The organism is Paracidovorax konjaci (assembly GCF_900112675.1).
Lineage (GTDB): Bacteria > Pseudomonadota > Gammaproteobacteria > Burkholderiales > Burkholderiaceae_C > Paracidovorax > Paracidovorax konjaci.
In genome coordinates this window covers 117,301-140,144 of sequence record NZ_FOMQ01000004.1, presented here as the reverse complement: position 1 = coordinate 140,144, position 22,844 = coordinate 117,301, and the positions used below count along the sequence as shown (strand labels likewise).

At 57.3% G+C, this 22,844-nt stretch carries 26 protein-coding genes and 1 tRNA gene; 18 read left to right on the top strand and 9 right to left on the bottom strand.

Annotated elements, in window-relative coordinates; translation table 11 throughout:
- Positions 1-49 precede the first annotated feature (49 nt).
- The 4 genes from BM144_RS07170 to BM144_RS07155 all read left to right on the top strand — a co-directional run bounded on the left by BM144_RS07170 (position 50) and on the right by BM144_RS07155 (position 3,534).
- The gene (locus BM144_RS07170) at positions 50-484 is read left to right on the top strand and encodes an NfeD family protein (protein WP_092950625.1); all 435 of its coding nucleotides are present in this window, start codon (positions 50-52) and stop codon (positions 482-484) included.
- Positions 485-686: 202 nt separating this feature from the next.
- Complete coding sequence (locus tag BM144_RS07165) at positions 687-1,601, top strand: SPFH domain-containing protein (RefSeq protein WP_092950623.1); 915 nt, start codon at positions 687-689, stop codon at positions 1,599-1,601.
- Between the two features lie 63 nt (positions 1,602-1,664).
- A tRNA-Ser gene (locus tag BM144_RS07160) sits at positions 1,665-1,754 on the top strand.
- Positions 1,755-1,848: 94 nt separating this feature from the next.
- The gene (locus tag BM144_RS07155) at positions 1,849-3,534 is read left to right on the top strand and encodes a phage integrase N-terminal SAM-like domain-containing protein (protein WP_092950621.1); all 1,686 of its coding nucleotides are present in this window, start codon (positions 1,849-1,851) and stop codon (positions 3,532-3,534) included.
- A gap of 48 nt (positions 3,535-3,582) precedes the next feature.
- Here the strand turns inward: BM144_RS07155 and BM144_RS07150 are convergent, their stop codons facing one another.
- The 4 genes from BM144_RS07150 to BM144_RS07135 all read right to left on the bottom strand — a co-directional run bounded on the left by BM144_RS07150 (position 3,583) and on the right by BM144_RS07135 (position 5,258).
- Positions 3,583-3,849: a hypothetical protein gene (locus BM144_RS07150; protein ID WP_092950619.1), complete on the bottom strand. Its 267-nt coding sequence runs from the start codon at positions 3,847-3,849 to the stop codon at positions 3,583-3,585.
- 168 nt (positions 3,850-4,017) lie between these two features.
- A complete protein-coding gene (locus BM144_RS07145) occupies positions 4,018-4,374 on the bottom strand; it encodes a hypothetical protein (protein WP_092950617.1) in 357 nt (118 codons plus the stop codon).
- Between the two features lies 1 nt (position 4,375).
- The gene (locus BM144_RS07140) at positions 4,376-4,795 is read right to left on the bottom strand and encodes a hypothetical protein (protein ID WP_175525969.1); all 420 of its coding nucleotides are present in this window, start codon (positions 4,793-4,795) and stop codon (positions 4,376-4,378) included.
- Between the two features lie 187 nt (positions 4,796-4,982).
- Positions 4,983-5,258 (bottom strand): helix-turn-helix domain-containing protein, encoded by a 276-nt coding sequence (locus BM144_RS07135; RefSeq protein ID WP_092950615.1) that lies wholly within the window; start codon positions 5,256-5,258, stop codon positions 4,983-4,985.
- A 126-nt stretch (positions 5,259-5,384) separates the two neighbouring features.
- Between BM144_RS07135 and BM144_RS07130 the strand changes: the two genes are divergently transcribed.
- Both BM144_RS07130 and BM144_RS07125 read left to right on the top strand, forming a co-directional pair.
- Positions 5,385-6,137 (top strand): hypothetical protein, encoded by a 753-nt coding sequence (locus BM144_RS07130; protein ID WP_092950614.1) that lies wholly within the window; start codon positions 5,385-5,387, stop codon positions 6,135-6,137.
- 8 nt (positions 6,138-6,145) lie between these two features.
- On the top strand, positions 6,146-6,589 hold the full coding sequence (locus BM144_RS07125; RefSeq protein WP_139225669.1) for a hypothetical protein: 444 nt from the start codon (positions 6,146-6,148) through the stop codon (positions 6,587-6,589).
- A 737-nt stretch (positions 6,590-7,326) separates the two neighbouring features.
- Here BM144_RS07125 and BM144_RS07120 read toward each other — a convergent pair.
- A complete protein-coding gene (locus BM144_RS07120; protein ID WP_092950612.1) occupies positions 7,327-7,572 on the bottom strand; it encodes a hypothetical protein in 246 nt (81 codons plus the stop codon).
- A 282-nt stretch (positions 7,573-7,854) separates the two neighbouring features.
- Here BM144_RS07120 and mobC point away from each other — a divergent pair, with 282 nt between their 5' ends.
- The 5 genes from mobC (at position 7,855) to BM144_RS22685 (ending at position 12,929) form a co-directional block, all read left to right on the top strand.
- Complete coding sequence (gene mobC / locus BM144_RS07115; RefSeq protein ID WP_139225668.1) at positions 7,855-8,265, top strand: plasmid mobilization relaxosome protein MobC; 411 nt, start codon at positions 7,855-7,857, stop codon at positions 8,263-8,265.
- Positions 8,262-9,713 (top strand): relaxase family protein, encoded by a 1,452-nt coding sequence (locus BM144_RS07110; RefSeq protein ID WP_092950610.1) that lies wholly within the window; start codon positions 8,262-8,264, stop codon positions 9,711-9,713. The genes mobC and BM144_RS07110 overlap by 4 nt, the downstream gene beginning before the upstream one ends.
- Before the next feature lie 950 nt (positions 9,714-10,663).
- A complete protein-coding gene (locus BM144_RS07100; protein ID WP_217644329.1) occupies positions 10,664-11,029 on the top strand; it encodes a helix-turn-helix domain-containing protein in 366 nt (121 codons plus the stop codon).
- 14 nt (positions 11,030-11,043) lie between these two features.
- A complete protein-coding gene (locus BM144_RS07095; RefSeq protein ID WP_092950608.1) occupies positions 11,044-11,655 on the top strand; it encodes an ImmA/IrrE family metallo-endopeptidase in 612 nt (203 codons plus the stop codon).
- A gap of 863 nt (positions 11,656-12,518) precedes the next feature.
- A complete protein-coding gene (locus BM144_RS22685; RefSeq protein ID WP_139225667.1) occupies positions 12,519-12,929 on the top strand; it encodes a hypothetical protein in 411 nt (136 codons plus the stop codon).
- 283 nt (positions 12,930-13,212) lie between these two features.
- On the opposite strand, the gene BM144_RS07090 is transcribed toward BM144_RS22685, so the two are convergent.
- From BM144_RS07090 to BM144_RS07075, 4 genes are all read right to left on the bottom strand, one after another.
- Positions 13,213-14,832, bottom strand: coding sequence for a DUF2326 domain-containing protein (locus tag BM144_RS07090; RefSeq protein WP_092950607.1), 1,620 nt, complete (start codon positions 14,830-14,832; stop codon positions 13,213-13,215).
- Positions 14,825-14,992, bottom strand: coding sequence for an ABC-three component system middle component 7 (locus BM144_RS23715; RefSeq protein WP_353615072.1), 168 nt, complete (start codon positions 14,990-14,992; stop codon positions 14,825-14,827). The genes BM144_RS07090 and BM144_RS23715 overlap by 8 nt, the downstream gene beginning before the upstream one ends.
- A 37-nt stretch (positions 14,993-15,029) precedes the next feature.
- Positions 15,030-15,821, bottom strand: a complete 792-nt coding sequence (locus BM144_RS07080) for an ABC-three component system protein (protein WP_092950605.1) — start codon at positions 15,819-15,821, stop codon at positions 15,030-15,032.
- 310 nt (positions 15,822-16,131) lie between these two features.
- Positions 16,132-17,121, bottom strand: a complete 990-nt coding sequence (locus BM144_RS07075; protein WP_175525968.1) for a restriction endonuclease — start codon at positions 17,119-17,121, stop codon at positions 16,132-16,134.
- A gap of 719 nt (positions 17,122-17,840) precedes the next feature.
- Between BM144_RS07075 and BM144_RS22680 the strand changes: the two genes are divergently transcribed.
- From BM144_RS22680 to BM144_RS07045, 7 genes are all read left to right on the top strand, one after another.
- Entirely contained in the window at positions 17,841-18,173 is a 333-nt protein-coding gene (locus BM144_RS22680; RefSeq protein WP_139225666.1) for a hypothetical protein, read from the top strand.
- 204 nt (positions 18,174-18,377) lie between these two features.
- On the top strand, positions 18,378-18,704 hold the full coding sequence (locus BM144_RS07070; protein WP_092950603.1) for an ArsR/SmtB family transcription factor: 327 nt from the start codon (positions 18,378-18,380) through the stop codon (positions 18,702-18,704).
- A gap of 29 nt (positions 18,705-18,733) precedes the next feature.
- Positions 18,734-19,240 carry an arsenate reductase ArsC gene (locus tag BM144_RS07065; RefSeq protein WP_092950602.1) on the top strand — a complete coding sequence of 169 codons (507 nt, stop codon included), beginning with the start codon at positions 18,734-18,736 and terminating at the stop codon, positions 19,238-19,240.
- A gap of 80 nt (positions 19,241-19,320) precedes the next feature.
- A complete protein-coding gene (locus tag BM144_RS07060) occupies positions 19,321-20,607 on the top strand; it encodes an arsenic transporter (RefSeq protein ID WP_092950601.1) in 1,287 nt (428 codons plus the stop codon).
- Positions 20,608-20,637: 30 nt separating this feature from the next.
- Positions 20,638-21,069, top strand: a complete 432-nt coding sequence (arsC, locus tag BM144_RS07055; RefSeq protein WP_092950600.1) for an arsenate reductase (glutaredoxin) — start codon at positions 20,638-20,640, stop codon at positions 21,067-21,069.
- Complete coding sequence (arsH, locus tag BM144_RS07050) at positions 21,056-21,772, top strand: arsenical resistance protein ArsH (RefSeq protein WP_092950599.1); 717 nt, start codon at positions 21,056-21,058, stop codon at positions 21,770-21,772. The genes arsC and arsH overlap by 14 nt, the downstream gene beginning before the upstream one ends.
- Before the next feature lie 125 nt (positions 21,773-21,897).
- The gene (locus BM144_RS07045; protein WP_092950598.1) at positions 21,898-22,842 is read left to right on the top strand and encodes a cation diffusion facilitator family transporter; all 945 of its coding nucleotides are present in this window, start codon (positions 21,898-21,900) and stop codon (positions 22,840-22,842) included.
- Positions 22,843-22,844 lie beyond the last annotated feature (2 nt).

Sequence of the window (22,844 nt, the reverse complement as noted above, 5' to 3'; positions counted from 1 at the left end):
CCAGAATGCGAGAGCACCGACACCGTCGGACAAGAGAGGAGGACACCGTATGCAGGAATCCACCATCTGGTGGCTGATGGTCGGCGCGGCGGTCGCCGCCGAACTCGTGACGGGGACTTTCTATCTGCTCATGCTTTCGCTGGGCCTCGTGGCGGGGGCCATCGCCGCACACATCGGATTGCCGTTGGCAGCACAGCTCTCCGTGGCAGCCGCCGTAGGCACTGCCGGAGTCATTGGTTGCCACTGGCTGCGCAGGCGCCGGCATGCGCAAGCCCCCGCGTCCAGCAACCCGGACGTGAACCTGGACATCGGCGAATCCGTGCAGGTGGACGCCTGGAACCCCGACGGCACGGCACAGGTGCGCTATCGCGGGGCACAGTGGACCGTGATGCTGCACAGAAGGAACATGCCGGCAACGGCTGTCCCCGGCCTCTACAGGGTGACGGAAGTCGTCGGCAACCGTCTCGTCGTCGACAACGCGTGAAAAGCGGCATTGCAGGTCGTTCGCCGCGCGCATCTTTCGTGGCGGACATGGCTTCAGCGGTGGTTCACCATCGACCGTGCACCGGGTGACTTGACGCCATGCGGCAAGCACGGCACGGCAGGCCACGTCGCTCGGGATTTCCTCACTTCATCGACTGCCGTCGCAGTCTTTCTTTGACCAATCCTGCCCTACCAAGGACACCATGGAAATAGCCCTCGTCATCTTCATCATTGCCGGAATCTTCGTCATCCGATCCGTCAAGGTCGTGCCCCAGCAAAACGCGTGGGTCAAGGAGCGCCTAGGCAAATACGCCGGAACGCTGACGCCCGGACTCAATTTCCTGGTGCCCTTCATCGATCGCGTTGCGTACAAGCACAGCCTGAAGGAAATACCGCTGGATGTGCCCAGCCAGGTCTGCATCACACGCGACAACACGCAGCTCCAGGTGGACGGCATACTGTACTTTCAGGTCACCGATCCCATGCGCGCGAGCTATGGCTCGAGCAATTACATCGTGGCCGTGACCCAGCTGGCCCAGACCTCCTTGCGCAGCGTGATCGGCAAACTGGAACTCGACAAGACGTTCGAAGAACGCGACATGATCAACGCCCAGATCGTTGCCGCCATCGACGAAGCTGCCCTGAACTGGGGCGTGAAGGTTCTTCGCTATGAAATCAAGGATCTGACGCCCCCCACGGAGATCCTCCGCGCCATGCAGGCGCAGATCACCGCGGAACGCGAAAAGCGGGCACTTATCGCAGCATCGGAAGGCCGGCGCCAGGAGCAGATCAACATCGCCACCGGAGAGCGCGAGGCCTTCATCGCTCGGTCGGAGGGTGAAAAACAGGCCGCCATCAACAATGCCCAGGGCGAGGCCGCATCGATCACGGCCGTGGCAGAAGCTACGGCGCAGGCGATCGAACGCGTAGCCGAGGCCATCCGGCAACCGGGCGGCGAACAGGCCGTCCAACTGAAAGTCGCAGAAAAAGCCGTTGATGCCTACGGAAAGGTCGCCGCCGACGCCACCACCACCCTGATCGTGCCCAGCAACATGACCGAGGTTTCTACGCTCATCACGTCTGCGATGAGGATGGTTCAGGGCACATCCAAACTTTGAGCGCAAATTCGTTGTGCCTTTTCGGCTGAAGGGACTCTGGCACTGCTACAATCAGAGGCTTCCGGAGAGGTGGATGAGCGGTTTAAGTCGCACGCCTGGAAAGCGTGTGTGGGCTAATCCCCACCGCGGGTTCGAATCCCGCCCTCTCCGCCAAATGAACTAAGCCGTTGATCTTCAACGGCTTTTTTCTTTGTGTCACGCGACAGGTGTCCCACTCTGGTGTCCCACTTTCAGTGGATCACCTGCCTTGAAGCTCGCGTCGCACCTTGCCAAGTCCCGCCACGGGATCTTTTACTTCCGCCTCACCTACCGCGTCGGCACCGCCCGCCGCGAAAAGCGGATCTCGCTGCACACCAAAGACCCCCAGGAAGCACGGCTCAAGGCCGCATGCCTCGGCGGGATAATGGCCGCAAGAAAACACGAGGAGTGGAGGGCCATGTCCATGGACAACCTCAACACGGCCCAGGGCCTTGCGTCCCCCGGCCTGGGCGACGACTTTCTGCTGAGGCTGCTGCACCGCGCCGACCGCGAACAACTCGCCGACCTGGCAGGCATGCCGCTGGCGAAGGTCAATGCCCTGTTCGAAGCCCCGTCACCCGCTCCCGACGCCCGCAAGCTCGACATTGAATTTCCCAGCGGCTTCGCCCTGCGCGACATTCACACCGACGAGGACATGCACCGTGCGCACCGCATGCTGCAGGCCCTGAACCTCTCGCCCGAAGCCCTGGCCCAGCTCATTGCCAGCCCGGCAGCCGTGGCGTCTGCGCAGATCGCACCACCCCCGCCAGCAGCTCCCCCGGCCGCACCTCCAGCGGTGCCCACGACAGAAGCCGGTGGCACGACGATCCAGGAAATGGTGCCCCGCTTCGCCACCCGCGAACGCAACAAGCTCACCCCCAAAACCCTTTACGAGTACCGCAACTATCACAACAAGTTCGTGGCATGGTTGGAGGCACGCAAAAAGCAAAAGCACATTCCGATGCACAGCATCACCCGTGCCGACGTGGCCGATTTCATCGACGACCTTCTGCACCGTGGCCTGGCTCCCAAGACCATTAGCCAGAAATATCTGGCAGCCCTCAGCGGTCTCTTCGGACTCGCGCAAAGAATCGGGGTGCTGCCTGACGGCCAGAACCTGGTGACCCACGGCCACAAGCTCTTCACCAAGACCGACATCAAGAAATCCGAAGCCAGCACCAGCTACAAGCCGTTCACGACGAACGAACTCAAGGCGATCTTCAAGCCCGAACTGCTGGCGAAGGCCCAACGACCTACGGACTTCTGGCTGCCCCTGCTGGGCCTCTTCACGGGTGGGCGCATCTCCGAACTGGCGCAACTGGACTTAAACGACATTCAACAGGTGGACGGCATCTGGGCGATTTCCATCAACGACGAAGGCGACAAATCGGTGAAGACCGCAGCCTCCCGTCGCGTCATTCCCGTACATCCCACCCTGATCACCTGCGGTTTCCTGCACTACGTCCATGACGCCCAGGGCTACGGCGGCAAACTCTTTCCCCACCTCACCCCGGACAAATTCGGCTCCTACGGCGGCACGCCCGGAGAACGCTGGGGCAAGTACCTGGACACCCTGCACATCACCGACCCGCAAAAGGTCTTCCACTCGTTCCGCAGCACGTCCAACGACCTGCTCAAACACAGCGGCGTCGCCGAGGAAACCCGCTGCCAGTTCATCGGCCACGAACACGACACCGTCAATTCCAAGGTGTATGCCTCCGAACACCCACTGCAATACCTGGTGGACAACGTGGCGACCAAACTGGTCTATCCGCAACTGGACTTCCAGCCGCTGACCTACCAGCCCGGCCAGTTCAGCGCCATGCTCGCCAAGCTCTGCGAGCGCAAGACACGGCAGGAAAAATACAAGAAGGTACGGGCGGAACGCTTGGCAAGGCTGCAGGCCAAGTCCTGAAAACAAAAGCCAGTCTCGGACTGGCTCGCGTGCTTGGTGAGGAGCGGATCAGGGCTTGTAGGCCGACCCGCTCTTGTATTTCTTGCGGGCCATGCCGCACACTTTTTCCACGATGGAAACCACCTCGTCCCGGTCGCTCGTAGACAGGCCGTCGAGCAGATTGGCAATGCGCTTGGCCTGCGCACTCAGGCCCGTGCTCGCTTCGACCACCAACTCATCGACGCCGCACTGGAAGATCAGCGCAATCCTTGCCAACTTGGGCAGATCCAGAGCCGTCACACCGCGTTCATAGCGGCCATACCCCTCTTCACTCATGCCCAGGCGTCGGCCATGTCGTCCTGTGTCAAACCGGCTTGCTCGCGCTTCTTGGCAATGCACCGACCGGTGATCTTCCTGATATCTATCTGGCGACTCATGTGCAGCAACCCCCCTTGTTGAGACGGCTGGAAATCTAAAACAAAAAAGCACCCGAAGGTGCTTTGTTCATGCCAGCAACGCCTGAAGCCTGCTGCGCTGGTCATCGGTCAGCAAGGCCATCAGCTCACCGATATGCTCGTCCACCGTGTCGCACAGTTCATGGTGCATTTCCATGAAAGGTGGCGACGTCACGAGGTCGAAGTCCGCTTCCACCCCCATGGTCAAGGCAATCGCCTTGACCAAGAAGGTCGACTGGTAGTCCACCAAGAAAGCCTTCAAACGGCTCTCGGCGTCGGGAAGAAGCCTCTTGGACATCCGCAAGTAGTTCTGCCCGGAGGTGGACTTCGCAAAGTCCAACAGTTGTTCCGTCATTCCGAACTGGCAATACACGAGGCAGTCCATGGGTTGGGTCAACTTCGCCATTTCAGTGCTTGCCTTCGCCAGCCAAGGGGCCGAAAAGAGCGAAGAGCGTATTGCTGTCTTTTTCGCTGAACTGAGAAAGGATGACGGGAAAAGCCGTATCCAGAATATGCTGAGCGGCCGAAGCAATGCTGCACATATCCTCTTCATCCAAATAGGTTTCGCAGTTCTCTTTCTCAATGCCCATCAAGATTTCAAGGAACTGGCAGTAAGCCAAGAAGCGCTTGATTTTGTCCTTCACATCCACATCGGTAGCACGAAGGTGCTGAATGGACTGCTGAACGGCATCAATTTGCAGAAAGTCGTTCAAGGAATGATTGCCATGGGGAATGGCGCGGATCGCAATAATTTTTTTAGACATAATTTTCTCTTTTAAGTTAATTTCTATCTCATGGTTTTCCTCCTGAAAGTGGCTTGTCCACATTAAGGCAGTTGCTGGAAGGTCGCTGTAATTAATCAGGTGATCGCTGTATGGTTCGTATTATTGTTGAATGCAAAATAAATGTGAACGAAGCTGTAAGTAGGCACCCGACGTCTGGCGTAGGAAAGGCATAAAAAAAGCACCCGAAGGTGCTTTGTTGAGGGTGCTTTTGAAAAAGAAGAGCAAGAACCTATGACTTTGAACTGGTGTTCTTCGGAGTGTTATCCAGTGCCTTGAAGAACTCGGACGGCCGAAGTTCCAGGGCCGCAATGATCTTCAAGATGTTCACAAGAGCCAGGTTGTGCTCACCTCGCTCTATGCCACCCATGTAGCTGCGATCAATCCCACACACATCCCCAAAGGCCTCTTGTGAGTAGCCCCGTGCCTTGCGCTGCGAGCGCACAGCCTCACCGAACGCGACCAGTTCTGGCGACTTTTCCTTAGACGAATCTTTTGCTTTGACCATGTTGTCATGGTCAAGAGGACAGGCATAAAGCTCCACGGGATTAAATTTCCCGGGATATAGTTACCTTTTGGGCTACCATCTTTCGCGCAGGCGGCACGGTGCCGCCTCAACCTCCGAGGGAACCCCATGCACAAGACCTTCGCGGCACTCGTCGCCGCAACTACCCTGGCCCTGCTTGCCGCCTGTGGTGGCGGTGGCAACGACAGCCCCGCCGTCTCTGGCAACACCAGCAACCCCAACCCGTCCCCGGCCACGGGAGTGACCGCCGAAGCTCAGATCGTCGCCAACGTCCAGTCCAGCAACATCGCCTTCCTGCCGGGCAATCGCTCCGCTGGCACCTGGCGCTGGTCAGGCACTCCTGCACAGCAGGTGCAGGTCTACATCCCCAGCCCTGCGGCCGGCAACGCCACCGAGCAGGACTACGCTGCCAAGGTTCGCACCTCCGTCGCAACGATCAATGCCAAACTGGCCGGCCTGCTGGTGCTCAAGGCGGTGGATACCGCACCCACGGACGGCAGCAACTTCATCCGGGTCAGCTACGGCACGTCGTATCTCCCGCCCGGTTCCACCAACTACGCCGGCTTCTGCGCCAACGTCTCCACCGGCCCGAACCTGGGCAACCCGATCCAGCCCGACAACCAGAACAGCATTGCCTCCAAGCCGGTCTATGTCAATCTGGGCAATGGTCACTGCGACGTCACGCAGGACATCGTGACCCACGAGTTCGGCCATGCCTTGGGTCTTGCCTATCACTTCGACGGTTTCGGCGGCGACGGCCCGGCGATCGCCAGCACCTTCTGGGACGTGCTCGCCACGCTCTACGGCAATCCGCAATCCACCGTGTCCAGCAATCTGGCCGTGCGCCGGGCTGCCAACTGATCGGAGACATGACCATGGCTCTTCATTGCCCTCAATGCGCGAGCGAACAAGTTCAGGCCGTCCGGGTCATTCTGGCGAGTGGCACCTCCTTCAACAGCAGTACCGTCACCGGCGTGGCCGTCGGCAACGGCGGCGGTGCCTTTGTCGGCACTGCGGGAGGCACCAGCCAGACCACCCTGGCTGCACGATTCAAGGAACCCGTCAAACCGGCCCTGTGGGCTGTGATCGCTCTGGGTCTGCTGCCACTGGCGACATCGCCCTGGCTCGCAGCCAGTGGCCCCGACGCCGCATGGCGGTACATGAACCTGGCCTTCTGGGCAGTCTTCGCCCATGCCGTCTGGAACTACCGCAAGAAGTCGGCGATCTACAAAGAGCAGTACCCGCAATGGAAGGCACTGCACGACCATGGCTTCTTCTGCCATCGGTGCGGCCATACCTTTTTGAACCGCTGAACCGCAGGCAGCACTTCCATCCTGAAAGGCCAGTCACCCGACTGGCCTTTTCCATTCATGCGAAGAAATCTTCATTCATCTCTTGACATTCAAAAATGACTTGTTATTCATAAAAGAAGAAACAGCAGGCATGGGGGTATGCGTCGATTCAGTTCCCCGGTTCCCCCCATGCTCATGCCGAGATCGCAGGCAACAAATAGCACAGGTAAAAATAGTCAGGACAGCCACAGGCTCCCCCTGATAACTGGAAAAGGCGAAACCCCTGCGATTGGAGCGACACCGGGCAACCGGTGAAGTGGTCAGAAAGGACATCAAGCAAAGCCACAGTGAGAGCCAATCAGGGAAACCACGCTTGGGCCGTATGAAGACGGTGAATTCCCAAACCAGAGGTGCTTCGATCAACCTCTGTGTCCGAGAAGTGGGGAAACCACCCGAAGGATCAGGCCAACCGCCGCGCTTTTTTGATAACGCGGGTAGGGAAAACCTTTGTCCTTCGTAGTAGTGAAACGAGCGCAGCGAGTGCAGCGCAGACGAAGGACAAAGGAGGAATGATCATCATCCATGCAGGATGAATGAAGAGTACATCCTCCGAATAAAGAGTACACCCGCATAAAAATCCCGTAGGGAAAACTATTGACGATAGTCAATACAAAAGGCGGCGGCAAAAAAAGCACCCGCAGGTGCTCAGTTTCTATTCCATCCAACCCCGTCCAATCTTATTGGAATGCCTGCACCGATCAGGTCGGCTGCTCCCCGAAAAAATCGGCAATCGCCTTCTGGAAGTCTTCGCGTGTCTTCGCGGTGCCGCTGCCCGCATGGAAGTCGACGTCTTCGGCATGGGCGAGCCCGTACTCCAGGCAGCGCCTCACGATCCAGCCGGCAGATCGGGCATGGGTCTGGGCCAGGTGCTGGACTTGTTCGCGGGACGCGGGGGTCATGTAGTGGCTGGTCTTGACGAGGGTTCTTGTGGCTGTTGTGGTCATGGTGGTTTCTCCTCCTGTTTCTTTCAGCATAGGAAATCGCACCGCGAACACAAGGCCCGGCTGATATCGGATTGAGCCCATGTCTTCGCCGGTCTTCGCCAGCGACAAGGCTATCGACTTGTGCCCGCAGCGTTGACTTCCCTCTTTGGTTTCGTAGATTGGAAGAAGGGGAAGCAAGGCCAATTGCGCATGACGGCCAAATGAATTTGGCCGCTGCGCAATCCCCTTGATAGGGCGTTGCCCTATGACCCTGAACGACAAGAAGAACAAGGAGACGAAGACATGCCACAGCACACCCTGAAGAAGGCCCCAGGCCGCACGAACGACGATCACCGCTACCGTCGCACCCTGCGTTTTGAAATGCGCCTGTCCCCGGTGGAATACGAAGCACTGACCCAGGCCTGGGCCGCTTCGGACTGCAATTCGCTGGCCCGCCACGTCCGTGCCCGTGTCTTCGGTGCGGTCGATCCCGTCGCCGTGTTCCAGCAGCAGCGCCGCGACGAACAGCAGGGACGCATGCAGGTGCTGGCCGCACTTTGCCGTATCGGCTCCAACGTGAACCAGATCGCCCACCAGTTGAATCGCTATGACCCCAAAAGCGCCCAGGTGCTGGGCGAGCAGTTGCAGGTCGTCCGAACCGCATTGGCCCAGATTGCAAGCCAGCAGCAGGAAACACCGAAGGGGCAGCCATGATTCACGTGCGCATGCCTCACGGCCAGGGCAACGCCTTGCAGGCTGCCCGCTATCTCATGAGCAACCAGGATCATGCCGGCAAGACCCGCAGCGTTCCTCCGGTCGTTCTGGACGGCGATCCGCTGCTGGTGGCAGCCCTCGCCAATCAAACCCACCGTGCCCACAAATACGTCTGCGGGTGTCTGTCGTTCCGAGACAGCGAACGCCCCACCGTCGCCCAGCAGCGAGAAATCATGCGTGACTTTGAACGCACGTTCCTGCCGGGACTCCAGAAGGGCCAGCACTATGCAATCGCCTGGGTGGCGCATAAGGACAAAGGCAATCTGGAACTGAACTACCTGCTGGCAACGACGGAGCTGACCAGCGGCAAGCAAATGAACCCGTTTCCGCCGGGCGACGTGCAGCACGAATTCAATGACGCCTGGGTGCAGAACATGAACCATGTGCTGGGCTATGAACAGGTCGTGGCCGACCCGTTCAAGGTCATGCGTTCGCGCTTTGAAACCCAGGTGCTGCCGCTGAAAGAAGCGACCGCCCAGATCTGCCAACAGGCCAGCAGCCACAGGGCCATCAGGGACGAACTGCAGAGCCTGTTCGGCACTGCCATTGCCCAAGGGCAATTAAACAGCCGCCAGGAGCTCATCGAGCACCTGGGGGAACTGGGCACCGTCACCCGCGCCGGGCAGGACTATGTGTCGTTCATGCCCACCGGAGAACAGAAGGCCATTCGTCTCAAGGGGCCCATGTTCGCAGCCCATGCCGACTATGCACAGCTACGTGCAGACCACCAGAACAGGCTGCAGGCCAGGGAATTGACGGAGCAGCAGTTCAGCAGGAACGAAGCGAAGCTGGGCCGTTTGAAGCAGGCTCGCGCAGCGCACTTCCAAAAGCTCTATGCGCAGCCGCTGGGGCAGGCCAAGCCACGCCGATATGGGCCGAAGCGCAGGGGGATCAAGGCCACCAGCACCCACCACACCAGAAACCACGGAGGCAGGAGCGAACGAGCGAACTTGCCACCCACCACGAACAAGAACAAGAACAACCAGGAGGAAGCGACCATGACCGCAAGAACACAGCAACGTAGAAAGGACCGCCAGGAGCCCTTCGTCTTCAAGAGGCCGAAGGCGTGCCAGCGCCCAGCCAGAACATCCACCCAGAGCAGCAAGGTGCATGCGCACCGATTGCTGGCCCTGGGGATTGGAGGAATGCCCATGCAGGCGCCGCTGGTGGGGGCGCTCATGATCCAGATCGCCATGCTGAACGTGCAGTGGGGTGAGCTCAATGTGGCCTACAACAGCATTGCACTGTCTGACCCGCAGTACGCGAAGAAGCGCGGGGAGCTTTACGACCGCATCATGGCGGTGCAGTTGGCATTAGCGGCATTGACCTTGCAGGCCAATGAAGCCACCTTCAATGGCGGTAGTGCGGCTAAGCCGAAGGTGTGGTGACTGCGAACCTGCATCCGCCGCCAGGCGCTAGAGGGCGGCTCGTCCGGCCTTCCGAAAAATCTGCATGCTGCTTGAAATTCAGCGCACAGAGCTAGTGCTTCGGGTATCCAGATGGATTTTTTAAAACACTACAGGTAGTGTCTTGACTATGGGTGGAGCACTACCTATAGTGGTTGTGCTGACTTTTTGAGCAGCAGCCCGCAATTCATTTTCTGGAGGTTTTATGAGTTCAAACAACAAACAGACGTCGTCTCGTGTAGCTTCGTTGGCTGGCAAGACTCTTCAAAGTGACACAGCGAGTGCGATCCAACGCTCCTTGGCTGGTTCTGCATTGCGGCAGGCAGGAACTTCAGCACAGACGGGGACGCGAACGGAAAGCAAAGCTTCAGGAGCCCTGGACAATCCGCGCTCGTCAACCGTGACTCGAACATTAGCGGGGAGCGTGGTATCGCAGTCGAATCGCACTCGGTAGTGCTTAGACATTTGGTTGAGCAGTGTGCACGTCACGTCGCTCGCGTGCCGAGTGCATGGCTTGTTAAACGCGGCTAACAGAACCCTCTGGTGTCCGGCGCATCTTCGTGCATTTCTCTGTCCGCCTTGGATGCGACGTCTCCCCAACCGTTTCGCAGGGTTCCGTTAGCCACTTCCGCTTGGACGCTGCTGCACGCAGAGGTGTCGGGTTACGTTGGGACGGCTTGAAGCGGCCTCTCGTTCTTCGACTACTGCGCTTGCAGCCTCCGTGAGGCGATCTCCATCTTGCGGAAGATAGATAGCTAACCAAAAGAGGTGTTGCCGACGGGCAACAGCATGAAGGTTGCGCTGCTGCCTTGCTGAATTGTTTTCTTTTTGGATAACTTTTTTGCTATAATGCAAGTGGCTGGGCTTCATCCAATCTATACATACGCCTACACCTACACCATCAACTTACCTGCCCGGCCATAGGAGAAATCATGAAACTGACGCCATTTGGAGAAGCTGTCCGTGTGATGCGGCTCAAGCACGGGCTGTCGTTGAAGACTATGGCTGAGGCCATGGGAATTAGCTCTGCGCACCTTAGCTCAATGGAATTTGGCGAAAAGCGCCTATCGCAAAAGCACATAGATAGCGCGATCACCTTCCTCCGCCAGCATTGCGACCCTGAGCAAATCCGTCAGGTTCGTGACGCTGCCGAGCAGTCTAAACAGATCATTGATACGGCAGGCATGTCTCCAGAGGCGCGCGGCCATTTGGCAGCTTTTGCCAGACGTCTACATGAAGGTAACACACCCACCCCAGCCATCCTTAGCTGGATCGAAGGTTCTAAGAAAAAGAGCTAACTACAAGGAAGAGTATGACGACGATTGTGAAAGACGGCGTAATTCGCACGCCTAGTGGGCTCAAGGTCAAAGCGCAGAGTTATGCGTCTATTGAGAATTTCGCAGACTCTATTCGCTCTGCTTTGCCGACTGAGAGGGGCGAGCGTTTTCGTTTGGATGCACTCACTATTTTTGAGCGCACCATGCCGAAAATTGGTTACCCATACCGCACGGCTGAAATCGATGAAGTTGACGAATGCGCCGCTTTCACAATCACATCACCAGAGGGAAATGTCGTTGTGATGCGCATCGATATTTACGACAAGCTGCATGCGAGGAACCCTTTTGGCCGCAGTACGGTGGTCCATGAACTGGCTCACATTGCACTGGGGCATCCTGTGACCCTCCATCGCGGAGCCAAGCTCGGGGCTCACAAATTTTGTGAGGATTCTGAGTGGCAAGCCAAGGCTGGTACAGCTGCACTCATGATGCCGCTAGAGGCATGCAAGGTTGCGAAATCCCCCAAAGAGCTTGCATCAATGTGCGGCGTTAGCGTAGAAGCCGCAACCTATCGGATCAACACACTGGTCAACAAGCTCAAAACATTGACCCCGACATACCCCCTATGGGAGTACGGTCAAGAGTAAAAAAAGCTCACGAAATGAGGAAAGCATTCCGTGAGCTTGGGATGGTGAACAGCGGTCTACCAAACCACCTGAACACACAAACGTCTTGGGGAAGACAGAACCGAACTCTACCAGTTCGGCGTGTTCAGGCAAGCCAAAACCGCTCAATCTTCTATGGAGGTGGCTATGCCCTACACGCGTCTGAAGACAGTGTTTGTTCGCCGCTACACCCGCCGTCGCTTCGGACGGTGGGAGTGGGTGACCCAACACTGGCGTTCGCATCCAGGTCAGATGAGCTTCGCATTTGACTGAAATAGGTTGGTAGCGAGAGGTACAAGTTCTCGCTACCAGGGTGCCGAGTACGGGTGAGGCATCAGCGGTGCTTTCTTTGCGGAAAGGCCTGGAAGTTTACGCTTTCAAGCTATGCACTGCAACCGATGATCCCGGTAACCCCTCATGGCCCTGCCATGAGAAAGGAATCCTATGCCAGCAGAACGTACTGGTGGCCGTTGGGTTGTGTGCAGCTACATCGTCAAGAATGGCCGCAAGATCTACCCCAAAAACGGCAAGTGCTTTCGCTTCTGGGTCGATGACTCGAAGCGCAAGTAAAGTGGTCAGCATTGAGCTGACGGTGCATGAATGCATGCACCATCTATCGTCGAGCCTTACGGCTTGACGACTTGCAGAGGGTCTGCCTTTGAGGCCCATCCTTCCCCCTCAGGTCAGCGTACGCTGACCTGAGTTTTTTTTGGTCCGCCATTGTCCATCCGGTGCTGTCCAAGGTCTAAAGCTAGCTTGGTTGACCCCGTGCTCACACGCATACAGAATGACTAGTGTCACATTCCGGGGTGCCAGAAAAAGTGGGACACTTTGAACGCTGACCAGTGAATTTTCCTTTGAAATCAATGGTTTATGATCTGGAGGGGGAGTGTCCCGCCCTCTCCGCCAAATTGATCAAAAAAAGCGCCCTCTGGGCGCTTTTTTTATGGTTTTTGCAATGCTCGACATGCCTGCGTACCGAGTCCGCGAACGAGGCTACGCATTTGGCTCGACATCCCAATCCACAAAAACAAAACCCTGCCAAGATAATCTTGGCAGGGTTTATAGAAGTGGTGGAGCTGGCGGGAATTGAACCCTTATCTCAGGACTTTGACAGGCACTCCTTCGATGTGAGTGAGTCAATTCCTCTCGCCGTAAATGCGCACGATTGTGCAAGTTTATCGTGCTGTGAGCGGAATGCAAGCACCCAGGTCTCCCAGACGAACGTCAAGGACAGATACCTCAAAGAGCCCTAACGATTGCGGTGAATTGCGGCTGAGATCCGCAATTGCGGTCAACCGCCGCAATTGCGGATGGCCAACTACGACAGCGCTGCGCCAGTGGTCACAGAAGCCACCCAACGGCCCCTGCGAGCGCGTTGGACGTACCAGTGGGGGGCCGCATGGCCCGGCCGCCGTTTGGTACACATCCTAGGGTGGCCTCGATTGTCCAAGACCGAACAATCAGCCTGTCGAAGCTGGCCCTAAAAATGACGGTCCTTAAAGTTGATTCCGCGTAAAGAGCTTAGTGACGATGGCCTCACTTGCGGTCACGCCAATCCTTCTTATAAAGCAACTTGTCGTGGGCCAGTTTCAAGACGGTGAAGCGCTGAAGGAACGCGACAAACTCTTGGCCGTACTTCTTCCCCTCATCGAATGAAATGAATATCTGCTTTGACTTAGCTGCTGCCAATATGCGCAAAATTCTTTTGACGGCTGTTACTTGAATGTTTTTATAGATAACCGAGTCGTGGATGATGTAAGGAGTTTTTGTTAGCGAGAGCATTGCAAGGTCAAATCCGATCAAGCCCGCATAGGACGCGCCTGTTCCAGAATCTGCTGGGGACGTGAACTGATAAGAGCTGGCGCTTTTGAAGCGCAGCTCTGAACTGGCCCTAGATGCGCCATAAACTACCGCATTGAAGGCCTTCAGTTTCAGGTTAATTCGATTCTCTAGATCAAGAAATATCTTTGCATATATTCTATCGAGCCTCTCATTGGTAGCCCTGATTGCTTCTTCCAAGTCGACCTTTTGATCAAAGTGCTTATTTTCCTCCGCAGCTCTGTCAGTGGTTTCCTTGAGGTCAAATACCTGTTTAAAAAGATCATCAGGCATTCCCTTAGAGCTAAGCTTCGCTTGGATATGACTTTCAATGGCCGCGATTTCAACTCCCATTTCATGGTCTTCACGCTGCGCATTCTCAAGCTCTTCTCTTAACTCTTTCTTAACAGCGGCTCCAATTTTCTGATGAAACGTTTCGACTTGTTCTAAACGCTCAACATTTATGACAGGGAAGAAATCTGCCAAAAGTGCGATATTTGCAGCAAGCCGCGGTGTTATTCCCGACATTTCTCTCTGCAAACGTCGAATTTTGTTTTGCAACTCAGTGCGAAGTGCGGACAGGTCATTCTTTCGATACTGCTGCCTTTTGAGCTCCTCATCAAACAATGATTCATAGGTACTCAATGCCCCACCAAAACCCTCCTTGAGTTGCTGAATCTTTCCGCCATTCTCCTCAATCAGTCGGATATTCTCCTCACGCTTTTTCCTATTGATGCTTGGAATTATATTTGCACCCATGGATTTATTTATGAGTGATTTCTTTTCCTTTTGCACTTCAAGGACAGCCCGCTCAGCAGCGATGTCGGCGCTTCGCTCAAACAGGTCAATAATTCTAGCGATTGCAATGGCATTCGCCTCTTTTGCTGCACCGACAAATGGCTGGTTCGGATCCAGACCGCCCTTTCTCCATATCCGCGAGAAAGGATTGACTACTGACCGAAAAGACGTCTCCAAATCTTCCAGTCCGTACCCTGATTTCAAGAATTTCTTGAATTCATCAAGCGAAATCTCGCCAATCCGGATGTACTTTTCATCGCAAATTTGAATGACCTCCGGTGAGGCTGTATCGCGCGAAAAGTAAAAAATCTCGCTATTGAATTCCAGGGAGAAGTTGTAATGATGATGTCCCAACTCCCTAATAACACCCGCCTCGTCCGCCAGGAAGGTTGAGCCTCCCATAACGAAATCGATCACCATTAAAACCGTGGATTTTCCGATGGAGTTACGCGCATCGTCATCCCCCAAGATTATATTTAACCCTTCATGAAAACAAATTTCACCCTGGCTAAAGTATTCACCAGTTATTGTTTTAAGCATAATTAACCTGCCCCAATTCGTCTACCTCTAGCATTCCGAGCACATATAGTGCATCAACTGCGTGAAGAAATTCACTTGCGTCTTGAAAAACGCTTCGCGTTCGGCGATAAAGATCCAACACACTTTCAGAATCAGGCCTACCCCGAAGAATCTTCGCCATCTTGAAGATGGTCGACTCTTCAAGTCTTGTGAACTTACTAGGCACCAGCATCAAATACCTCGCAATTTTGGACAAAAAATGAAGTAAGAACTCTGGCCGCAATCATTGACCTTCCTGTCCTACTACTTATCCACTCAGCCACATAGGTAAAAACTGCATCTTTATTAGCAGGATGCTGTCGCTGCATCTCAAGATAATAGGTTTGTATCTGCGACTGCAGAATTCGGATTGAAAGTTGGTCGTTCTGCTCTAGAAGCCGGATATGGTCTCGAATCCGGATGTAGTAGCTAGTTGCATATAGCTTTATTTCACTCTGCTGCAACTGGCTCATCCCATTTCGCAGCTTCTTCTCGACGGTAGATATTTCAAACTGGGCAGGTGGTATCGCTGCAACGTCGCTTCCCATAGCTGCGATTTTGTCGAGTATTCCAAACACCTCTTGTTGAATCCCATATTGGGCCGCCGTCTCTTTGGCTTTTGCATCAGCGAGGAACCTATCCTTTAATTTTCGGATGTGATCCATCTCATCAATCTCAAAATTCTTGTCGAAGCGTGTGTGACAGGTGGGGCACAACGCGATGACGTTTTCTAGACCGTTGATGTCAATAGGGGGCGTCCGTCCTGCGAGCGCCTGAGTCTGGGCGGGCGTGGGATGAAGTGGAAAAATATGAGCAACCTCATAGCTTTTCGTGATCTTCTTGGCCCCGGGCTTTCGGAAGAGAATTGGAGCCCTACACAGAGGACAGCACCCCCCCGTCTCCGCGTACAAAATGCTGTGCTGGTTGTCCGTGTAGTCGATTCGCTTTGGCTTCGTCGCTGTCGTAGTCATGGGCTTGGCTACTCTGATCGGTTGAAGAGGCGGCCAGGGCAACGATGCTGTATGCCTACTACTCCGAACTGAAACAGCACTGACCTCAGTAGGGATGCGCAAGCCAGACTCGCATCACTCTGATGTGGAGTGCTGGCCGCCTCAATGACGCTCATGCGCCTCATTCTTTTGAACACAATCTCCTCCCGCTGTACTTCGGATGCAACGTCAATGCACATGTTGTAACACGGTATACGCCAACTTTGGCTATGCGAGGCATAGGCAAAGACTGATACCCTGCAAGCAGCCACACATCGCCAAGCGGGGACCGTTAGTCCCAGTGCTCGTGATTCTGTGGGCTACCGTCCCATTGCCAATACAGGGAACGACGCCCCCAATAGGACACGCGATCATCCTTCTCGGACCTTTGTGCACGAAAAACCTTTGCCCCATCAAAAGGGCCCTCTACAACCGAACCGTCGAGAACAGGAATTCTCTGCCCGCGATGGATATCGCCTGAGATCAGAACACTAGGAATGCGAGCCAAAAGCGCCGAGGTCTTGGTCTCTCGGACCACAACGCAAAAGTCTGGTGCGCTCCTGCCTCCGACTAGCAGCCGCGGATGTGTATTGACGCTACGCAATTCCTGCATCAAGGGCAGCATCGTGTCCAATGCCAAAGCTCTATTTCTGCTCGACACCTGTTCTTGAGCTGCTTTCAAACACCACGACCGCAAATCTTGTCCTTCAGCCAGTTGAAGTCGAAACCTCTGTTTACCTGCAAATGTGTGCACACCTGGTAGGAAACGAGACGACGTAACGACCAAGCCGCGATTTGCCCCCTCACGATTGACATGAGCCTCCAAAGCTGCGACCGCATCCAAATGTACAGGCCGGTGTGGTGCATGCCGCTTAATTTGGACGAGCGTAAGCAGATCTCCGATCGGATCAGACTGCCAAAGTCGAAGGTCCACGCCGCCATCACCGGAGCCGGGCCCCAGCTCAGTGCGCCAACCCCTAGCCGCGAAAATGCTGCTTACCAACCTCTCGAAGTCGCGATGGTGAAGCTTGTGGAAGTCGTCGGGATAGGTTGCAAAGTGCTGATACAAGTCACCGCTCACATCTGCGCTATCTCCCTCGATCAGCTTGCATGTCCACTGCCATCGTGCACGCTGATCAAACGCCTTCTGTAATGTCGACTCTTGGTCGATAAGGTAGTAGCAAGCCGTAACCCGGTCCTCAAGCTCCATGTACACACCGACACACTCAAGTTCCTCGCGAAGTTCTTGGGCATGTTCGTCGTCCCACTCAATGGAAGTCATGGCTGGACCAGCCGAGCACAAGAGAAGAATGGGCTCACCTTCACCAGGCTCAGAGTTGTAGTGCCTGATCGGCTCCTTGTGCGCTGAGTCATGCCATAGATCATGCCGCCTAGCCCAGTTCTCAGTGATGCCTCGCACGGTCGCTATGAGTGACTCTAAGTGGGCATCTGGGTTGTCGGGCGTTGCCTCTTGGCTCATGATCTTCTCCCTTGTTTCTTCTGCAAAAACTCACATAGTTTCGTCTAGGCTAGTGCTATTCCAAACGAAATGCATCGCAGGCCCTGTTGAACGTACGATACGCGTTAGTCCACAATCGGTTTAACAGGAATGCACATGTTCCACGAAGGCGACCGAAGCAAGGCGTTCTGCCAAGACTGTTTAGATGTTCGCCCCACGGTCTTTGTTCGTCGAGACGTAACGTCTAGCGATGGCAGCAACCTGGCTAAAAACATGCTTGTCGGTGTATGCACTACGTGCGATAGAGTTCTCAACATTCAGCCCCAAACCATCCCAGCCATTCAAAACTCGCGCAAAAATAGCCGCTTAGCGACTCCAGACGTGGCACTGAACGTTGAACTGCATTTGCGATTAAATCGAGAAGGTGGCGCTAGGCCTTCCAGCCTTGAGTCTGCCTTAGCTGCACTGGCGAAGATCCGAGGTGAGCAGCGTCGATAGGCTCTCACCGCGCCAGCCACTGTCGACGTAGGGCGCCAAAGTAATTGCTCTGGCGCGGCGTTGAAAATCAACGGCTTAACGCGGTCAAGGCCACAGAAGGTGCTTCTGTAACAACAGAGTTGCTGCAACTGGCCTGCATCCGCGCCAAAGTTGTTGCTTCGCCCAACCCACACAATGCCCAACTTCACTCCGTGGAGCTGGGCGTTTTTCTTGATCTGGTGCGCCTCACGTTGAGGGTGCATGTTCCGCCGCATAACCGCCAAGCAATCCGGTTTAACTACGCCACCAGAAACGGTGGCACCGGCCAGCGTTGCGGCAACCTGGCCACCAAATCCGGCGGCACCGACAGCGAAATCAAGGACTCAGCCTGCTGCTAATTTCGGCGCTGCAGAGCACTCATTCCGGAGGGGTTGATGAATAAATCCGGTGCTCGTGATCAGTATTTGCTGAAGGGGAGATTGTATGGCGCTGGGCAAAAAGAAGCGCTTTTACGGACCTCCCAACATCGCTGGCAGGTGGGAGCCCATGGCACGGCTTTGTGAGGTTTACGAATAATTCAATAATCGTTGTATGATTGACTTATGAAAGAAGCTGACGCTGTCCGTTCCCTCGCGGCCCTCGCGCAAGCACTGCGCCTGCGCTTGTTCCGTGCCCTGGTCGTCGCGGGCCCCGAGGGCTTAACACCGGGCGCACTCGCCGAGCACTTGGATGTTGCCGGTAACACCTTGTCGTTCCACCTCAAGGAGCTGACGCATGCCGGTCTGGTGACCCAGGAGCGGCAGGGCCGCAACCTCATCTATCGCGCCTCGTTCACCACGATGAGCGAGCTGCTGGCCTACCTCACCGAGAACTGCTGCGAGGGTACAGCGTGCTCGACCACCAACGCGGCGGCCGACTGCCGCTGCTGACCAATTTCCCCTTAACCCAACCACATCCCATGACCTCGACCACCAAGCCGCTGAACGTCCTGTTCCTGTGCACCCACAACTCGGCCCGCAGCATCCTGGCCGAAGCCATGCTAAACAGCATGGCCGGCGACCGATTCCGCGCCTTTTCAGCGGGCAGTAGCCCGCGCGAGAACCAGCAGCCCAACCCGCTCGCACTGGAGGCACTGCAACGTGCAGGTGCGTCCATCGAAGGCCTGCGCAGCAAGAGCTGGGAAGAGTTTGCCAAGCCCGAAGCGCCGCACATGGACCTCATCATCACCGTGTGCGACAACGCAGCCGGCGAGGTGTGCCCGATCTGGCCAGGCCATCCCGCCACGGCGCATTGGGGCTACCCGGACCCGTCCGAGGTGGAGGGCACAGCCGACGAGAAGCAGGCCGCGTTTCGCAAGACTTTGCTGGCAATCCGCCGCCGCGTCGAACTGCTCGTCAATCTGCCCGCTGCCGCCATCGACAAGCTCTCCCTGCAGCAATCGGCTCGGGACTTGGCCAAGCATTGAACGCACGCTGCTGGCCTCCCTCGCGGCCCAACCGGGCCGCATACCTCATTCTTCCCATTTCCCCATAAAAGACCCTCGCCATGCTCGCGGCCATCCTGATTTTTCTGTTCACGCTCGTGCTGGTCATCTGGCAACCCCGAGGCCTGGGCATCGGTTGGAGCGCATCGCTCGGCGCCGTGCTGGCCCTGGTCTTCGGCGTCGTGCACCTGGCTGACATCGCCGTGGTGTGGGGCATCGTCTGGAACGCCACAGCTACGTTCGTCGCGGTCATCATCATCAGCCTGCTGCTTGACGAAGTCGGGTTCTTCGAGTGGGCCGCGCTGCACGTGGCGCGCTGGGGCGGCGGCAGCGGTCGCAGGCTGTTCGCCTTCATCGTGCTGCTGGGCGCAGCCGTAGCGGCCTTGTTCGCCAACGACGGTGCCGCGCTGATCCTGACGCCCATCGTCATGGCGATGCTGGTCGCGCTGGGCTTCTCGCCGGCCGCGACCCTGGCGTTCGTCATGGCGGCCGGCTTTATCGCCGACACGGCCAGCCTGCCGCTGATCGTGTCCAACCTGGTCAACATCGTGTCGGCCGACTTCTTCGGCATCGGCTTCAACCAGTACGCCGCCGTGATGGTGCCGGTGAACATCGCCGCCGTGCTGGCCAGCCTGCTGGTGCTGTTGCTGTATTTCGGCCGCGGCGTGCCGGCGCGCTACGACCTGGGCCAGCTCAAGACGCCGACGCAGGCCATCCGGGACCCGGCCACCTTCCGGGCCGGCTGGGTGGTGCTGGTACTTCTGCTGGTCGGCTTTTTCGGCCTGGAGCCGCTGGGCGTGCCGGTCAGCGCGGTCGCGGCCGTGGCCGCCGTGGTGCTGCTGGCCGTCGCGGCTCGTGGCCACGTCATCAGCACGCGCAAGGTGCTACAAGGAGCGCCCTGGCAGATCGTGGTCTTCTCGCTGGGCATGTACCTGGTGGTCTACGGCCTGCGCAATGCCGGCCTGACCGACCGCATCGCCGCGCTGCTCGATGTGTTCGCGCAGGGTGGCATCTGGGGCGCGGCCATCGGCACGGGCGTACTCACTGCCCTGCTGTCCTCGGTGATGAACAACATGCCCACGGTGCTCATCGGCGCGCTGTCCATCGACGCATCGCAGGCCAGTGGCGTGGTGAAGGAAGCCATGGTCTATGCCAACGTCATCGGCTGCGACCTCGGCCCCAAGATCACGCCCATCGGCAGCCTGGCCACGCTGCTGTGGCTGCACGTGCTCCAGAAAAAGGGGACCACCATCGCCTGGGGCTACTACTTCCGCGTGGGCATCGTGCTCACGCTGCCCGTGCTGCTGGTGACGCTGGCGGCTCTGGCCCTGCGTCTCAGCCTGGCCTGAACAAGCCCACCGTCCAACAAGGAACCAACCATGAGCGACATCACGATTTACCACAACCCCGCCTGCGGCACGTCGCGCAACACGCTGGCGATGATCCGCAACAGCAGCGAGGAACCCCAGGTCATCGAGTACCTGAAGACGCCGCCCGACCGGGCCACGCTGGAACGTCTGATCGCCGACATGGGCATCACGCCGCGCGAGCTGCTGCGCAAGAAGGGTACGCCCTACGAAGTGCTGGGCTTGGACAGCACGGCGTGGACCGATGCGCAGTTGATCGACTTCATGCTGCAGGAACCCATCCTCATCAACCGGCCCATCGTCATCACGCCGCTGGGCACGCGGCTGTGCCGGCCTTCGGAAGCGGTGCTCGATCTGCTGCCCCAGCCGCAGCAAGGCGCGTTCACCAAGGAAGACGGCGAGGCCGTCATCGACACGAAGGGAGCCCGCATTGCAAAGCCCTGAACTGCCGAACGTCGATGCCGACCATTTCCGCAGGCCCGACCTGGCGCGGCTGCTGCCGGCCGAGCGCGCGACCCATCCGCCGCGCATCCTGCTGCTGTACGGGTCCGTGCGTGAGCGCTCCTACAGCCGGCTCGTCACCGAGGAAGCGGCCCGGCTGCTGCAGGCCATGGGCGCCGAGCCGCGCATCTTCGATCCGCGCGGCCTGCCGCAGCCCGATGGCGCGCCCGAGGACCATCCCAAGGTGCAGGAGCTGCGCGAGCTTGCGCAGTGGTCCGAGGGCATGGTGTGGTGCTCGCCCGAGCGCCACGGTGCCATGACCGGCATCATAAAGTCGCAAATCGACTGGATACCGCTGTCGGTCGGATCGGTGCGGCCCACGCAGGGCAAGACGCTGGCCGTCATGGAAGTGTCGGGCGGCTCGCAGTCCTTCAACGCCGTTAACCAGTTGCGTGTGCTGGGCCGCTGGATGCGCATGCTGACCATCCCCAACCAGTCGTCGGTGGCCAAGGCCTTCGCCGAGTTCGAGGAAGACGGTCGCATGAAGCCTTCGCCGTACTACGAGCGCGTGGTGGACGTGATGGAGGAACTGGTGAAGTTCACGCTGCTGACGCGCGATTGCGCCGGCTACCTGGTGGACCGCTACAGCGAGCGGCGCGAGAGCGCCGAAGCGCTGTCCAAGCGAGTCAACCTGCGCAGCATCTGACCGGCCTGGTCTAGGTGCAAAGCCGAACCACGACCGCCGTACTGCTGGGTTTGGCCCAGACGCTGGCATGGGCCTCGTCGTACTATCTGCCGGCCAAATACTTAAAATTCAACGAAAGAAAAGCCATGAGCGCAGGTCACAGCCACGCATTGCAGGCCGAAGGAAAGGAGCGCTCCATTTGGTGGGCGCTGGGGTTGACTTCAGCTTTCATGATCGCCGAGGTCGTCGGCGGCCTCGTGACGGGCAGCCTAGCGCTGATTTCAGACGCCGCCCACATGTTCACGGACACCGCTGCGCTGGCCATCGCCGTGGCCGCCATACGAGTGGCCAAACGTCCCGCCGATGCACTTCGAACGTATGGATACCATCGGTTCGAAATCCTGGCGGCCGCATTCAACGCCTTGCTGCTGTTCGGAGTGGCCATCTACATTCTTTTTGAGGCCTACCAGCGGTTTCAGAGTCCACCCGCGATACAGACTGGTGCCATGATCGTCATCGCCGCCCTGGGACTGGTGATCAACCTCATGAGCATGCGCTTGCTAAGCGGCGGCAAGGACGATAGCTTGAATGTCAAGGGCGCGTATCTGGAGGTCTGGAGCGACATGCTGGGCTCGATTGGCGTCATCGCAGGAGCTGTGTTGATCCGCTACACCGGCTGGGTATGGGTTGATCCGCTGATTGCCGTGGCCATCGGGCTGTGGGTGCTACCGCGCACCTGGGTGCTGCTGAAGGAAAGCCTGAACATCTTGCTGGAAGGCGTTCCGCAAGGGGTCAAAATCCCAGACGTTATGGTGGCCATGGCGGCCGTGCCCGGGGTGCAGAGTGTGCATGACCTGCACGTCTGGGCTCTGACCAGTGGCAAGGCCGCGTTGACTGCACATGTCGTCTACCAGCCAGGTGTGGAGTCCGAATCTTTGCTCAGGCCACTCCAGGAGATGCTTGCCAAACGCTTCCAGGTTTTACACACCACTCTGCAAATGGAGGCGACGATGTGCGAACACACGGAAGATGGCTGCAACTTCGTCGCTCATCCATCAGCTTCGGCCGGGGACCACATCCACTCGCATTGATA